The organism is Microcoleus sp. Pol12B4, from assembly GCF_036701385.1.
Lineage (GTDB): Bacteria > Cyanobacteriota > Cyanobacteriia > Cyanobacteriales > Microcoleaceae > Microcoleus.
Genome location: NZ_JAUBQR010000034.1, coordinates 1 through 13522 on the forward strand (window position 1 = coordinate 1; position 13522 = coordinate 13522).

The 13522-nt window shown below is 44.2% G+C and carries 12 protein-coding genes, 1 pseudogene and 1 riboswitch; of the genes and pseudogenes, 5 read left to right on the top strand and 8 right to left on the bottom strand.

Annotation, left to right across the window (positions count from 1 at the left end; all coding sequences use genetic code 11):
* Positions 1-303, top strand: a pseudogene (locus tag QUA38_RS07210) (manganese ABC transporter ATP-binding protein); the annotation flags it as partial.
* 97 nt (positions 304-400) lie between these two features.
* On the top strand, positions 401-1237 hold the full coding sequence (locus QUA38_RS07215; protein WP_333160437.1) for a metal ABC transporter permease: 837 nt from the start codon (positions 401-403) through the stop codon (positions 1235-1237).
* Between the two features lie 210 nt (positions 1238-1447).
* Here QUA38_RS07215 and QUA38_RS07220 read toward each other — a convergent pair whose 3' ends face one another.
* The 5 genes from QUA38_RS07220 to QUA38_RS07240 form a co-directional block, all read right to left on the bottom strand.
* A complete protein-coding gene (locus tag QUA38_RS07220) occupies positions 1448-2128 on the bottom strand; it encodes a CADD family putative folate metabolism protein (RefSeq protein ID WP_333160439.1) in 681 nt (226 codons plus the stop codon).
* Between the two features lie 155 nt (positions 2129-2283).
* Positions 2284-3333: a WD40 repeat domain-containing protein gene (locus tag QUA38_RS07225; RefSeq protein ID WP_333160441.1), complete on the bottom strand. Its 1050-nt coding sequence runs from the start codon at positions 3331-3333 to the stop codon at positions 2284-2286.
* On the bottom strand, positions 3321-4292 hold the full coding sequence (locus QUA38_RS07230) for a GTP-binding protein (RefSeq protein ID WP_333160444.1): 972 nt from the start codon (positions 4290-4292) through the stop codon (positions 3321-3323). The genes QUA38_RS07225 and QUA38_RS07230 overlap by 13 nt, the downstream gene beginning before the upstream one ends.
* Positions 4293-4474: 182 nt before the next feature.
* The gene (cobW, locus tag QUA38_RS07235) at positions 4475-5509 is read right to left on the bottom strand and encodes a cobalamin biosynthesis protein CobW (protein ID WP_333160446.1); all 1035 of its coding nucleotides are present in this window, start codon (positions 5507-5509) and stop codon (positions 4475-4477) included.
* 364 nt (positions 5510-5873) lie between these two features.
* A complete protein-coding gene (locus tag QUA38_RS07240) occupies positions 5874-6284 on the bottom strand; it encodes a DUF1636 domain-containing protein (protein ID WP_333160448.1) in 411 nt (136 codons plus the stop codon).
* A gap of 22 nt (positions 6285-6306) precedes the next feature.
* Positions 6307-6453: riboswitch (cobalamin riboswitch) on the bottom strand.
* A 208-nt stretch (positions 6454-6661) separates the two neighbouring features.
* On the opposite strand from QUA38_RS07240, the gene QUA38_RS07245 reads away from it, so the two are divergent.
* Both QUA38_RS07245 and QUA38_RS07250 read left to right on the top strand, forming a co-directional pair.
* The gene (locus tag QUA38_RS07245; protein WP_333160450.1) at positions 6662-8623 is read left to right on the top strand and encodes a serine/threonine-protein kinase; all 1962 of its coding nucleotides are present in this window, start codon (positions 6662-6664) and stop codon (positions 8621-8623) included.
* Positions 8624-8706: 83 nt separating this feature from the next.
* Positions 8707-9981 carry a serine/threonine-protein kinase gene (locus tag QUA38_RS07250; protein WP_333160452.1) on the top strand — a complete coding sequence of 425 codons (1275 nt, stop codon included), beginning with the start codon at positions 8707-8709 and terminating at the stop codon, positions 9979-9981.
* Here the strand turns inward: QUA38_RS07250 and QUA38_RS07255 are convergent.
* The 3 genes from QUA38_RS07255 to cynS form a co-directional block, all read right to left on the bottom strand.
* Positions 9973-10575, bottom strand: coding sequence for a type IV pilin-like G/H family protein (locus QUA38_RS07255; RefSeq protein WP_333160454.1), 603 nt, complete (start codon positions 10573-10575; stop codon positions 9973-9975). The genes QUA38_RS07250 and QUA38_RS07255 overlap by 9 nt on opposite strands.
* A 56-nt stretch (positions 10576-10631) precedes the next feature.
* Positions 10632-12014 carry an ATP-dependent protease ATP-binding subunit ClpX gene (gene clpX, locus QUA38_RS07260; protein ID WP_333156896.1) on the bottom strand — a complete coding sequence of 461 codons (1383 nt, stop codon included), beginning with the start codon at positions 12012-12014 and terminating at the stop codon, positions 10632-10634.
* 227 nt (positions 12015-12241) lie between these two features.
* Positions 12242-12685 carry a cyanase gene (gene cynS, locus QUA38_RS07265; protein ID WP_333160456.1) on the bottom strand — a complete coding sequence of 148 codons (444 nt, stop codon included), beginning with the start codon at positions 12683-12685 and terminating at the stop codon, positions 12242-12244.
* Positions 12686-13131: 446 nt separating this feature from the next.
* Between cynS and QUA38_RS07270 the strand changes: the two genes are divergently transcribed.
* Positions 13132-13476, top strand: coding sequence for a slr1659 superfamily regulator (locus QUA38_RS07270; protein ID WP_333160458.1), 345 nt, complete (start codon positions 13132-13134; stop codon positions 13474-13476).
* Positions 13477-13522 lie beyond the last annotated feature (46 nt).

Sequence of the window (13522 nt, forward strand, 5' to 3'; positions counted from 1 at the left end):
CAGCAGCGGATTTTCTTAGCAAGGTCGATCGCCCAACAAGCCGATTTATTCTTCTTCGACGAACCTTTTAACGCGATAGACAAAGCAACCGAAGAAATTATTTTCGATATTTTTTCCGAACTAAAAGCCCAAAATAAAACATTGCTAGTAATCAGCCACGATTTAGGCGAAACTTTAAAACAGTACGACAATTTATTATTGCTAAATAAGCAGTTAATTGCAACGGGTTCCTGCCGGGAAGTTCTCACCGCCGCGAATATTCAAAAAGCCTATGGATACGATTTAAGTTTAGTTTCAGCGTAAGTAAAAAAAAGATTTATCTTTAAAGTTGATTGTGGCACGGGCGTCCCGCCTGTGCAGTTGACTGTGCTTTAAAAAATCCTATTATTGATGTAATTCAATGTTAAACCTACTAATTGAGCCACTACAATTCGAGTTCATGCGAAACGCGATCGCCGTCGGAATTTTGCTAGGAATTCTCTGCGCCGTTGTTGGCTCCTATTTAATTGTACAGCAAATGGGAATGATGGTTGATATGATTGCCCATTCAGTGTTAGCCGGGTTGCCTGTGGCTTTTTCTTTAGGCTTCAATATTTCGATCGGCGCGTTTATCTCTGGAATTATCAGCGCTGTAATTATGGCGTGGATTCAATCACAATCTCGTCTAAAAATTGATGCTGTAATGGCATTAATTTTATCTACATTTTTAGCAATTAGCATCACCTTAATTAGCGTTTTGCGTACAACAAAATTAGACTTAGACGGTTTTTTGTTCGGGAATATCTTGTCAGTTGCACCTGCTGACGTGCAGCAGACTTTTGTCATAACTTTGATAATTTTGGTGGCGGTTAAACTCCTTTACAAAGAACTGCTATTCTATACTTTTGACCCGTTGGGGGCGCAAGCGTCAGGTTTGCCTGTAAACTGGATTTATTTCGGGATGATTTCGGCGATTACGCTGACGATTGTTGCGAGTTTGCAAACTGTGGGCGCGCTGTTAGTAATTTCGCTGTTAATCGGGCCGGGAATTACGGCGTATTTGTTGGTAAAAGAGCTGCATTTAATGATGGGATTGGGAGCAATTCTTGGGATAGCAGCTAGCGTGAGCGGTATGTATCTCAGCTATTATTTGAATATGCCGTCGGGTGCGGCAATTGTATTAGTTGTTTTTGGGTTATTTTTAGTAGCTTTGCTGTTCAGTCCCAGTCAAGGGGTTTTGACACGAAAGAGAGGATAACACTATTGGATGCACACACTCTATTTGTTGTGGGTTTTTTACGCTTGCTTAGGCAAAAAGTTCCCCGTAGGGACAGAGAATTGCCCAAGCAGTGTCAACTTAAGGTACAACCCATAGTCCTGCAGTGGTTGAAACCCCTGGCGGGATTTCGGATTAAGCTGACACTCCTTGGGCGTCCCGCCCGCCCCACAAATTATGCGTTTTTGACGCTTACTTAGCTTGACAATAAGCTTCGTAAACGCCGTCAAGCAGTAAGTTGATAGCAAAAGTTGCTTTCTCAGTGGCTAACAGCGCTTCCTGTTTGGCTTCTTCAGTTTGGCAAAGCTCTAATAGCGCTTCGCGGGTGGCTTCCGAGTGGAACTCGTCTGCTTTTTCGTGAACTTTAAAGAAAGACAAAGCCGCTTCGGAATCGATGCCGTAAAATTCCTTCAATCCAGCGATTTTGGTTGTAGAAACTTCGGGAATTTGCGCTTCGTAAGCGTAAAGAGCTGCTAAACCTTTGACAGGCGATTCGCTGCGCGCTAAGTCTTTGAGAATGCGAACGGATTCGCTGGTTTTTTCTAAGTGTTCGTGATCGATAACTGCATTTCTGTCTAAACCCAAACCTTCGGCAAAGCGCAGCCACAGTTCAGGGTGATTAGCAGCGCCTCTCTCTTCTTCTATCAGGTTTTCGAGAAGCATTTGACGAATTTTGATGTCGTCGCAGGCGGCGTGCGTAGCGCTGACATAGGTGGGGAAGTTGTGGACTTGCAGGTAGTATTCTTTGGCGTACTCTTGCAGCATTGCTAGGTCGAGTTTACCTTCGTTCCACATTTGGTAGAACGGGTGTTTCAGCAGGTGGTTTTGGTCGAGAATCGTGTTGATTTGTTCGAGAAATTGCTGTTGGGTCATAATTGTCGATCGCCTTTGAGGATAGTGCAGCCACTAAAATGGTATTGTAATCTAGCATTTTGTCAAGACCAAGTTTTCAATTTTTATCTTTTGGTCAAACTGGTGCGCCCCTTATGCCAACTTACCGCCCCCCGAACCCTTTGCCACGCATAGATTTATGACCAAACCAGCAATTCGCCTCCACAGCCGCCAGCGGCGAGAAACTGGCCTTCGGGATGCCATGCGAGACAGGAAAAACCGCCCTCTGCACCTTCTAGAATTTGCAGCAATTGTTCTGCTTCCTCCCACAAACAAACTTGACCGTCTGCGGCGGCGGAAGCTAATAAAAATGTGCTAGGTTGAAAGGCGATCGCATTTACAACTTTTTCATGCACTTCTAGCCCCCAAGAATTCCAACCGACACTTTCATCAGCCTGTTTTTCCCACACTGAAATGCCTTCCGAACTCGTAGCAGCTAACAAAGGCGCCCCCAAAGCATTATTTTTATCCGACCAAGCTAACTCCCGAACTTTTCCCGGAAAACCCTGCATTACCCACGGTTCAAAATTGCCCCATTCATTAACAATGAGACTATTGTCCATATTGCCACAAGCTAAATATTCCCCATGTGGCGACCAAGCAATTGCACCGGTTGCAGAGGGTACTGATAAAATTTCCGGGTCTTCGTCCCAGTCTTCGCCATGCCAAACTTTGACACCTTGATAGCCGCTAACTGCCAGATATTGAACCATCGGATGCCATGCTAAATCGAGGATAGATGATGACTCGAAATTCAGCGTTACTTCAACAACATTATCCTCAACATTCCAGACTTGAACGTAGCGGCCCATACTGAAAGCTAACTGGTTGCAGTTGGGACTCCAAGCTAACTTATCAACCCAGACGCGGTGGTTATCCAAATCAGCAATTAATTCCCCAGAATTAACCCGCCAAATTCGCATTTTTCCGTCTTGTCCGCCAGCAGCTAGGAATTGACTGTCGCGGGAAAAAGACAAACAATCGGCTGACTTACCCGTGGCACTTTGTAGTGTTTGCAAGGACAATTCATTAACTTCCCCTACTGCCGCCAGCATCACTTCCCCCGCAGCAGAACAGACTGCTAAACTTGTACCATCCGGCGACCAAGTAACAGCAGTTACGTAGTCAGACAGCATTGCTTCGGCGTGAAATTCCAGGGTTTGTTCGCTACTTTTTAAACTAGACACCGACGGAAATCCTCTCGCAATTGATTTTCGTTTAAGTGGCGGCCGATGAATACGAGTTCATTTTTCGGAGTTTCGGTGGCTTTCCAAGGTCTATCCGGGTGGCCATCGAACACCATGTGTACTCCTTGAAAAACAAATCGCTTATTGTCTCCGGCTACATTCAAAATGCCTTTTGTCCGAAAGATATTCGGGCCTTGAGTTCGCAACAATTCCTCCATCCAATCGCTAAATTTGTTGCGGTCAAGGGCGCCGGATTCTACTATGGCTACGGAGGTAACTGTTTCATCGTGTTCGTGAGTATGTTCGCCCAAAAAGTCAGGTTCGATTTCTAATGCGCGGTTCAAATCAAATGCTTTAACGCCCAACAAAGCCTCCATTGCTAATTCAGCGTTGCGGGTACGGTAAATTTTGGTCATTGCATTCATGGCGCGAATTCGCTTTTCTAATTCTGCCAATTCTTCGTCAGTCACTAAATCAGTTTTGTTGAGCAAAACTACATCAGCGAAGGCAATTTGTTCTTGAGCTTCGTCGGCGTCCCAGTGCTGCCAGATGTGCTTGGCATCGACGACGGTGACAACTGCGTCTAGCAGCAATTGATTCCGCATATCTTCGTCTACAAAAAAGGTTTGAATTACTGGTGCGGGGTCGGCTAAACCTGTGGTTTCGATGACTATGTGATCGAATTTGTCTCGCCGCTTCATCAAGTTGCCGATAATCCTAATTAAATCGCCTCTGACTGTACAGCAAATGCAGCCGTTGTTCATCTCAAAAATTTCTTCATCGGCATCAATTATCAGTTGGTTGTCGATGCCTACTTCGCCGAATTCGTTGACGATGACTGCAACTTTTTTGCCGTGTTCCTGTGTTAAAATTCGGTTGAGCAGCGTGGTTTTGCCTGCACCTAAATAGCCTGTGAGAACGGTAACAGGAACTGATTCGATCGCCCTAGCAGTCACCATACTTGACCTCGATTATTGTACAATGATAACCATTATCGCTATTGTACACCAGACCTGCTGGTAGCGCCCACAATATCAAATAATATTAATAAATGGTTGGTGAGAGCTTGTCGGGGCGAGTTTTACCAATAATATTTGCTGCAATTCAAAATATCGATAAACCCGCCCCTCTCAGAGGACAATTAGTTGTTAATCATAGCTGCAATTCGATCGCGCTCTAACTCTCGACCGATCAGCACTAATTTGGTTTGGCGGAGTTCGGAAGGTTGCCAAGGGCGATCGTAAAAATATTCTATCCGCGAACCCACACCTTGCAACACCATCCTCATCGGTTTCTTGGGAACCGCCACAAATCCTTTAATCCGATAGATTTCCTCCTGCTGCATCAAGGATTGCAGTTTTTTCACCAATGCTTCAGGTTCAAATTCGCGATCGGCAATAAAGTAAGTCGAGTTAATATCATCATCATGTTCGTGTTCCTCCTCAGTGTCGTGGTGACTCGGACGAGACTCCAAATCATCCTCAACCGCCGCATTAAATCCCATTAGCACATCGGGGTTAATTTCGCCACCTTTGCAAGGCACAATTTTCACACTCGGACGTAACTCTTGCTGCAACCAGCTTTGGACTTTCTGGTGAGTTTCCGCATCTACGCGATCGACCTTCGTTAAAAGTACCATATCGGCACAGGCTAACTGGTCTTCAAACAATTCCTCGATCGGAGTTTCGTGATCTAAACTAGAATCAGCCTGTCGCTGTGCCATCAAAGCATCGATATCACCGACAAAAGTACCGCTAGCAATAGCTTCGCAATCGACAACAGCAACCACACCGTCTACAGTAGCACCCGTACGAATTTCCGGCCAGCGAAAAGCTTGAATTAAAGGTTTAGGAAGTGCGAGGCCCGAAGTCTCAATTAAGATACAATCAATTTGTTCTCGGCGCTTCAACAATTCCTGCATAGTCGGCAAGAATTCCTCTTGAACAGTGCAGCAAAGACAACCATTTGTTAGTTCAACAATATTGCTGCTAACATTTTCTTCTTCGTCGCAAACTTGGCAATCGCGCAGCAATTCTCCGTCAATACCGATTTCGCCAAATTCGTTCACCAGAACAGCAATGCGGCGACCTTGATTATTTTGCAATAAGTGGCGAATTAAAGTAGTTTTGCCGCTACCAAGAAAACCAGTGATGACAGTAACAGGAATTTTGTGCATTGATAATTTTGTGCTTATTTGATGGTGGGATATCTCGTTCCCAGGCAGAGCCTGGGAATGCTGATCTAGAGGCTCTGCCTCGCTGGAATAAAGGAGCGCTTTTAATACGAAGCAGATCCTCTGAGTATGCCTTACCAGGCCGAGATCGTAGGTAACAACTTAAGACTGAAACCTACAATAAAAGTCGCTTTTAGGCAAAGTCTAGATCCCCCTAAATCCCCCTTAAGAAGGGGGACTTTGAGAATATTTCTTGTCCCCCCTTATTAAGGGGTTAGGGGGGATCTAGATTTCGATAAAAACAAGAGAGACGATGGTTTGACGTTAAGTTGTCAGCAATGGGCAGAGCATGGTAACGAGAAAGGCTCTAATTTGCCAGCGGTGGAATTTTTGCTAAAACACCTTTTTTCAGAGCTTGAGGACGCTCAGACCAAGGCAACAAACCGTCCGGTTTAGCATAGTATTGACCCGCGCACTCGAGTACCGCCTCGACGCTTTCCGACTCATTTGCTGGTAAATCACCAAACAGATAAGTGTACTTTCCAACAGCAGCAAAAGACACCGCACAAGAGTGACTGCAAGCACTCATGCACTCAACCTCTTGAATTTCAAACTTATCAGAAAACTCCCAATCTTTAGCGAGTTGCGACAAATTTTCCATGAATTGTTGACCGCCGCTTTTACCTTCGCGCTTGCCGTTTTTCCAAACACTAGCGCAAGCAGTGCAAACAAATAGACTGTGCTTTGTGCGTACAGCCGTGTTAATTCCATCCATCATCCGTACCTCGCAGATGCGTTCAAAAGTGAGTTAGATATCGGCGGGCATTCTGACTTGAGAAACCACAAGGGTTTCATTACAGTTGCGGGACAGCGCCGGACTTGCACCGAACTTTCCCCGTTTCCTCTAACGGCTGCTCTCCGCTAGAACCGATCGCAAAATCACATCATACCGCACTTGCCGCATTTTTGGAAAAAAGTTATGTTGGTAATGTCGATCCATGCAAAAAAAATAACTCTTTGTGGAACAGACATCTTGCCTGTTGCTGACAGGATAAAAGCCCATCAAAAAAAAATCGCTGTTTGTTGTGGAACAGGCATCTTACCTGTTAATGACGGACTAGAAGCCCCTCCCACAAGAACATTACTACAAACTATATGAACGCCTTCCCCGATTTTTACCCTCACGGCTATCAGATTGAAAAAGAACTCGGACACAACAGTCTCGGCGGCAGAGTTACATACTTAGCAAAAAATACGAATACTCAAAAATTAGTTGTAATTAAGCAATTTCAATTTGCCCAATTAGGCGCTAGCTGGGCAGAATACGAAGCTTACGAACAAGAAGTTAAAGTTTTGCAAAAACTGGATTTTCCGGGCATTCCCCGCTATCTGGATTCTTTTCAAACTGACAGCGGTTTCTGCATGATGCAGGAATACAAAAATGCCGAATCTGCTGTCGCGCAGACTTTTTCCCTGCCGGATATCAAAGAAATCGCGATCGCAGCCTTAGACATTTTAGTTGACCTGCAATCTCAGAAACCGCCGATAATTCACCGCGACATTAAGCCAGAAAACTTGTTGATAGATGACGAACTTAATGTTTATTTAGTTGACTTTGGTTTTGCTAGGCTAGGAGGTGGAAATATCGGGGCTAGCAGCGTCGTCAAAGGCACGATGGGATTCATGCCACCGGAACAAATGTTCAACCGAAAATTAACCAAAGCATCCGACCTTTACGGCTTGGGAGCGACGCTAATTTGCTTATTAAGTGGTACACAATCGGGGGAAATAGGCAACTTGATTGATGATAATTATAGCATTCATTTCCGGCATTTAGTCCCGCCGTTACAGCGTGGTTGGATGAACTGGCTGGAAACAATGGTAGCGCCGAGATTGCAAGACAGATATCCATCGGCTGCGGATGCTTTAACTGCGCTAGAATCTTTGGATGTCAGCAGCTTGCCGAAAGTTAGAATTGAGCGCGATCGCATTCAATTCACCGCCGCAGAATATGGAGACAAAGTAACACAACTCGTTACCGTTAGCAACCCTATTCCCGATACAATTTTAGCAGGTCGATGGGAAGTAGCACCGCATCCGAACGATCCGCCACATACTCCTTACGACCACCCTTGCATCTCCTTTGAACCGCCAAAATTTGAGGGCAATGAGGTCAGGTGCAAAATAACGGTAGATACGAGCAAATTGCTAGCAAGTAAAATTTATCATCGCCAGATGATACTCCACGTTAATTCCGATCCAGATACCCATAAAATTGAGATTCAAGTTAAAACAGCTCCTCTTCTAGAACCCAAGCAAATGCCATATTTGTTTAAAGATAGAGGGAGTTTTATGTTGGTGTTTGTCTGCGTAGGTTGGCTGCTAAGCAACCCGATGGATCGAGGGATGTTTTTTACATTAATAGCTGTGCTACTTCCGGGTTTTGCGGCAGCAGAAAAGACGCTCTACACAGAAAAAGAAAAGACTCTATATACAAAAGTAAATAAAACTGTAAATTGGTTTCAATCTATCTTAGGAGCCACTTTAGGAATTACAGTAATATTTCTTGCAACGACTACTTTTTCCTCACTTGTTGGTAGTGTTTTTGGTAATAGTACGGGTAAAGAAATCGCTTTAATTTTTTGTTTGGTGATTTCAGCTATAGTTGGTGCTTCAGGTGGTTTTGAGAAGAGTAGGAGTTTGACAATCCTGGCTTTTGTAGCTTGTGGACTTTGGATTGTCTTTAATTTACCGTCGAGCATAGCAGTGATATTTGTCCTTTTAGTTACTAATTTGGGTTGTTTTAAGGTAGTTTATACCTTAGCTAAAGCCAGGAGTGACGAACAGATTAAAAGAGGTTTTTTCAAGAAAGATGCTGTAGCAATCGCATTTCTCACCGCTGGATTTTACATCACTTTAGGAGCCGTATTTCAACGGTACTTAAGGTTGGCAAATGAAATGGGATCGATCGAACCCTTAAAAGTTTTAGTTTTAGCAGCAAGTGCGACTGCTCCTCTCCTCGTCACCGCTATTCCATTACTTTACTTAATTGTTATTAAAAGAAACAGAATGATTGCTGCCTACCGCCAATCCAAGCCATTTTTGATTAAACCATAATCAACCGTTCCTACGAATAACTTTAGTTCAGATTATTCAAGAATTTTAAAGACTGAAGTCATTACTACAGACATTACAAATTTATGGACGCTTTTCCTGACTTTTCTAACTACGGCTATCAAGTAACTTGCGAACTCGGACACAATCGCGCCGGCGGGAGAGTTACCTATCTCGCTACCGAAATTAATACCCAACGTTCCGTCGCTGTCAAACAATTTCAATTTGCCCAAACAGGCGCTAATTGGGCTCAATATCAAGCGTGCGAACAAGAAATTAAGATTTTGCGAGAACTGGATCATCCCAACATTCCGCGCTATTTAGATTCCTTCCAAACTGCCTCGGGTTTCTGCATGGTTCAGGAATACAAAAATGCCAACTCTCTCGCTATTTTGCGTCAGCTAACACCGCAGCGAACCAAGCAAATTGCTATCTCTGTTTTAGAAATTCTCAAATACTTGCAAAACCGCGTTCCTCCAGTGATTCACAGAGATTTAAAACCGGAAAATATCTTGGTGGACGATCGCCTGAATGTCAGCCTTGTCGATTTCGGATTTGCTAGAATCGGCGGGGGAGAAGTGGCCGCCAGCAGCGTTGTTAAAGGCACTTTGGGCTTTATGCCACCAGAACAAATTTTCAATCGGCAGCTAACTGTTGCATCTGATTTATACAGTCTCGGCGCGACGCTAATTTGCTTGCTAATCGGCATCAATTCTACTGAAATTGGCAGTTTGATGGACGATACCGGGCGGATTAATTTTAAACATCACTTGCCGCAGCTAACTCCAGAATTCCTTGACTGGCTGCAAAAAATGGTGGAACCTAATTTCAAACACCGCTATCCTTCCGCAGATGCCGCCTTAAATGCTTTGATTCCCCTCGAAGTAGTTCAGCAGCGTAACAACTTAAAACTGGTATTCATATCAGTCGGAGTATTAACAGCAATTTCTGCTATTTTTATTCTGCTTTTTTGGAAATCTCCCGCACCTCAAACAGCAGTAGATATCAAGCGAGTAATCAACTCAGAAAATTTTAACCCTAAGACTCAAGTAATGTTAACTGACGAATTAGAATCAACGAAACTTAGGGATGTTTGGTCTTTGAAGCAAAACAAAAAAGTCTATTTTACTGTAAGCGCTGCTAACTTGCCAGAAGGAGAATATAGAAGTTATTGTAAGGTTGTCAACCCTCAAAAACTATCCGCAGCCCAAAGTGAATCTTATTTAAAAACGACGGGCGATCGATTAAATACTTGGTGTTGGTACAATTTTCAAAAGGATGACAAGCCGGGAAATTGGAAGTTTGAATTTTTTTTAGAGGGTGAAAGAGTGGCGCAAAATAGTTTCAAGGTCTTACCTTAAGATAGTTGTTCCGGGCTGGCAGTGAATTTCTTTGCCGTCAAAAGTTGGCGGATTCCAAGTTTCTGCATAACTTGCATTAATTCGATCGCTCTCGCAAATTGCAGCAATAGTTGTTATAATATTGCTGCCCTTTTCTTTAAAAGCAAACACTGCGCCAGTGTAAGATTTCTCGATACTCATATCATTAGGTTGGGCAATCGCGATCGCGCTTTCAAATTGTGCTGGTCTGCTGTGATTGTGCCTAGTTTGAACCGGGCCCATTGATGAGACGAGCGTGTAATAATAGTTATTGGTCTCTTCTTTAATTCCAATACCCAATTTTGCAATGGAATCGCTAAATTGACCGTATTCTGCATAGTAAGCTTGCTGCGCTATATTGATGCTTGAAATATATTGTATGGCTTCAAAAAAATTCTTACCCCTTGAGGGGGACGGGGGCGGGACGATCGTATTGAATTGAAAATCGTAAAATGACGCCATGACGCCAGCCACAACCGCGGTGTAAATTGCAATCCTCGGCAGCAAACTGGATACTGACAAGCTCGATTTTTGACTGGCTTTAGCTACATTGACTGACATTTTTTTAACTGTCATAAACTAAAATTTGCCAAGCTTGTAGGGTGCGCCACAAGCACCCTATAAACTATAAATTATGCAGTTTCGTGCTGTTTGTGCCATGCGGGATGCCACAGCAATTCAGCAGTCGATCGCTTCTCGACCATTTCAGGAGTAATCATACAGTTAGCCACATCCTTGCGAGAAGGCAACTCGTACATCACATCCAGCATTAACTCTTCTAAAATGCTGCGGAGAGCTCTCGCGCCAGTTTTGCGACGATAGGCCTCCTGGGCGATCGCCCGTAGCGCTTCCGGCTGGAATTCCAATTCCACGCTGTCCATCTTCAACAGCTTTTGATACTGCTTCACCAGCGCATTCCGGGGCTCAGTCAATATCTGCATCAAAGCTGCCTCATCCAGCGGCGAAATCACCGTTACCACCGGTATCCGCCCCACAAACTCAGGAATCAAACCAAACTTGACTAAATCGTCCGGCTGTACCTGCTGCAAAATATCAGCCGCCCGCTTGTCTTTCGCCGGCAAAGTCGAGTTGCTGTCGCTTTCCGTTGGCTGAATAAAGCCCAAAGATTTTTTGCCCAAACGCTGTTCAACTATTTTTTCCAAACCGACAAAAGCACCGCCACAAATAAATAGAATTTTGCTAGTGTCAACTTGAATAAAATCTTGATAAGGATGTTTGCGGCCGCCTTGCGGGGGAACATTAACCACTGTTCCTTCCAACATTTTTAGCAGTGCTTGCTGCACACCTTCTCCCGATACATCCCTGGTGATCGAAGTGTTTTCGCTTTTGCGAGCAATCTTGTCAATTTCATCAATATAAATAATGCCCCGCTGCGCCGATTCGACATCAAAATCGGACATTTGCAACAGCCGCAGCAAGATATTTTCTACATCGTCGCCGACATATCCAGCTTCTGTCAGTGTCGTCGCATCCGCTACCGCAAAGGGCACTTCCAGCATTTGCGCCAAACTTTGCGCTAACAAAGTTTTGCCACAACCTGTGGGCCCGACTAGCAGGATGTTGGATTTTTGCAGTTCTACATCGCTGTCAGGGGAAGACTTCTCGCTATCTTTAGCTTGGTCAACGCTCAAGCGCTTGTAGTGGTTATAAACTGCTACAGAAAGGACTTTTTTTGCTGAATGCTGGCCGATGACGTGGTTGTCTAAATGCTGCTTAATCTCTGTTGGTTTCGGAATTTGAGCTAAAACGATTTTCGATTTGTTGGATCGACCCGGGCGCCGCGTTCCTTGTCCCTGAGACTCTCGCACCTCTGATTGGGGAATCTGTTGACCAATTGTTTTACTGGAGTCAAAGAACTCCTCCTCTAAAATTTCATTGCACAGTTCCACGCATTCATCGCAAATGTAGACGCCGGGCCCAGCTATTAACTTGCGGACGTACTCTTGCGACTTGCCGCAAAAGGAGCATCTGAGATGGGAGTCATATTTTGACATATTTGCCTCTTAATTTACGGTTGCGGTTGCTTGTTTCGACTGGGGAAGTTGCCGCGGGAGCGACCTTAGCTTTGCCCTAGAAGGGTTTCCCGATCGGACACCCAAGCCAGTCCAGCTTCGCGATCTCTATTTCTAAGTTAACACTTTTGAGGCTTTAGTCATTAGTGATGAGTGATTCGATCCAAGTTAAATTTTTAATTTTCACTGGGAAGTAAAGTGGCACGGGCTTACCATTTTTTATATTCCAAAAATTTTCCCGACATAATTATTTTCACTCGATCGCCTTTTGGGTCTGCTTCTTTCTCGATATCCAAAGTAAAGTCGATCGCGCTCATAATCCCGTCACCAAATTTTTCCTGAATTACTGCTTTGAGGGGCATCCCATAAACCTGGATAATTTCATAGAAGCGATAAATCAGAGGGTCTACTGGAACTCCGGCATCCAAAGAACCTTTTAACGGAGGTTCACAGAGAACCGCAGCCGTCTCGCTATCTAGTCCTAAAACCGAGACAATTTTCTCGGCTTCATCTTGTGATGCGGTAGCTTGACGGTAAATAAGCGCGGCAATCCAAACTTCGTCGCGCCCTAAAACTTTTTCCAAATCTGCAAAACTAATTCCCTTAGCTTTTTTAGCCGCCAAAAGCTTTTCTGTAATTCCTGAAATTGCCATTAAATATTCTCCCCTTCACTTCTGTGTTAGATGTGAAATATCTCTCACATTTTGGTAGTTTTGTCAATAGTTAAGTTGAGAAAAAAATCGAATTGATAGCTCGGAACAGCAGAAAAAGTTGGTCTCGTTAGCCCCCACAACTCATACAATTTGAGATTTGAGATTTGAAATGTTAGATTGGCAATGACTGATGACTACCAGGGTTGAGAGCTAGTCAACAGTTGCATTCTTTATTCCAACTGGTATCACAACCGATAAATCCTAAAATAACTCATAACTGTCCTACGACAATGGTACAGTTGGCAGTATATGTAATAAAAGTTACACCCGCAAAGGCCTTCGGCATTCGGCAAACGGCTGAATTTTGATCCTGCTAGCCTGAAGCTCAATCCTCGCTCACGCAGCCAAAGCCCCTTTACCACTCAAAACCGGCAACTCACAAAAGTATGGAGATTCAGACCAAAGATTACACGATCCAGTACGATCGCGCTACGCAAACAGTCACCTGTAGCGGCTCGTTCCGACTCAGCCAGGTGGAAGAATACGCACCGATCGTCGATCTGCTCAACGAAGTGGCTGACTCCTGCCCAAACACCGTTACTCTAGACTTGCGAAAGCTAGAATTTTTAAATAGCTCTGGAATTAATATTGTCTCAAAATTTGTGATCAAAGTGCGCCAGCAAAAAAATATTCAAATCGCCATCAAAGGCTCTAAAGAGATCCCGTGGCAGATCAAATCCCTGAAGAACTTGCAGCGGCTGATGCCTTCCTTGCACTTAGAATTCGAATAGCAACGATAAAAGGTAAAGATGAATCGTCGGCTAAGTCGGGGAACCA

Excerpts from the sequence above, each read along its gene's own strand:
- QUA38_RS07230 (WP_333160444.1), bottom strand. The coding sequence starts at position 4,292 with ATGGTGACTGCTAGGGCGATCGAATCAGTTCCTGTTACCGTTCTCACA.
- QUA38_RS07220 (WP_333160439.1), bottom strand. The coding sequence starts at position 2,128 with ATGACCCAACAGCAATTTCTCGAACAAATCAACACGATTCTCGACCAA.
- clpX (WP_333156896.1), bottom strand. The coding sequence starts at position 12,014 with ATGTCAAAATATGACTCCCATCTCAGATGCTCCTTTTGCGGCAAGTCG.
- QUA38_RS07245 (WP_333160450.1), top strand. The coding sequence starts at position 6,662 with ATGAACGCCTTCCCCGATTTTTACCCTCACGGCTATCAGATTGAAAAA.
- QUA38_RS07250 (WP_333160452.1), top strand. The coding sequence starts at position 8,707 with ATGGACGCTTTTCCTGACTTTTCTAACTACGGCTATCAAGTAACTTGC.
- cynS (WP_333160456.1), bottom strand. The coding sequence starts at position 12,685 with ATGGCAATTTCAGGAATTACAGAAAAGCTTTTGGCGGCTAAAAAAGCT.
- QUA38_RS07215 (WP_333160437.1), top strand. The coding sequence starts at position 401 with ATGTTAAACCTACTAATTGAGCCACTACAATTCGAGTTCATGCGAAAC.
- QUA38_RS07240 (WP_333160448.1), bottom strand. The coding sequence starts at position 6,284 with ATGATGGATGGAATTAACACGGCTGTACGCACAAAGCACAGTCTATTT.
- QUA38_RS07255 (WP_333160454.1), bottom strand. The coding sequence starts at position 10,575 with ATGACAGTTAAAAAAATGTCAGTCAATGTAGCTAAAGCCAGTCAAAAA.
- QUA38_RS07270 (WP_333160458.1), top strand. The coding sequence starts at position 13,132 with ATGGAGATTCAGACCAAAGATTACACGATCCAGTACGATCGCGCTACG.
- cobW (WP_333160446.1), bottom strand. The coding sequence starts at position 5,509 with ATGCACAAAATTCCTGTTACTGTCATCACTGGTTTTCTTGGTAGCGGC.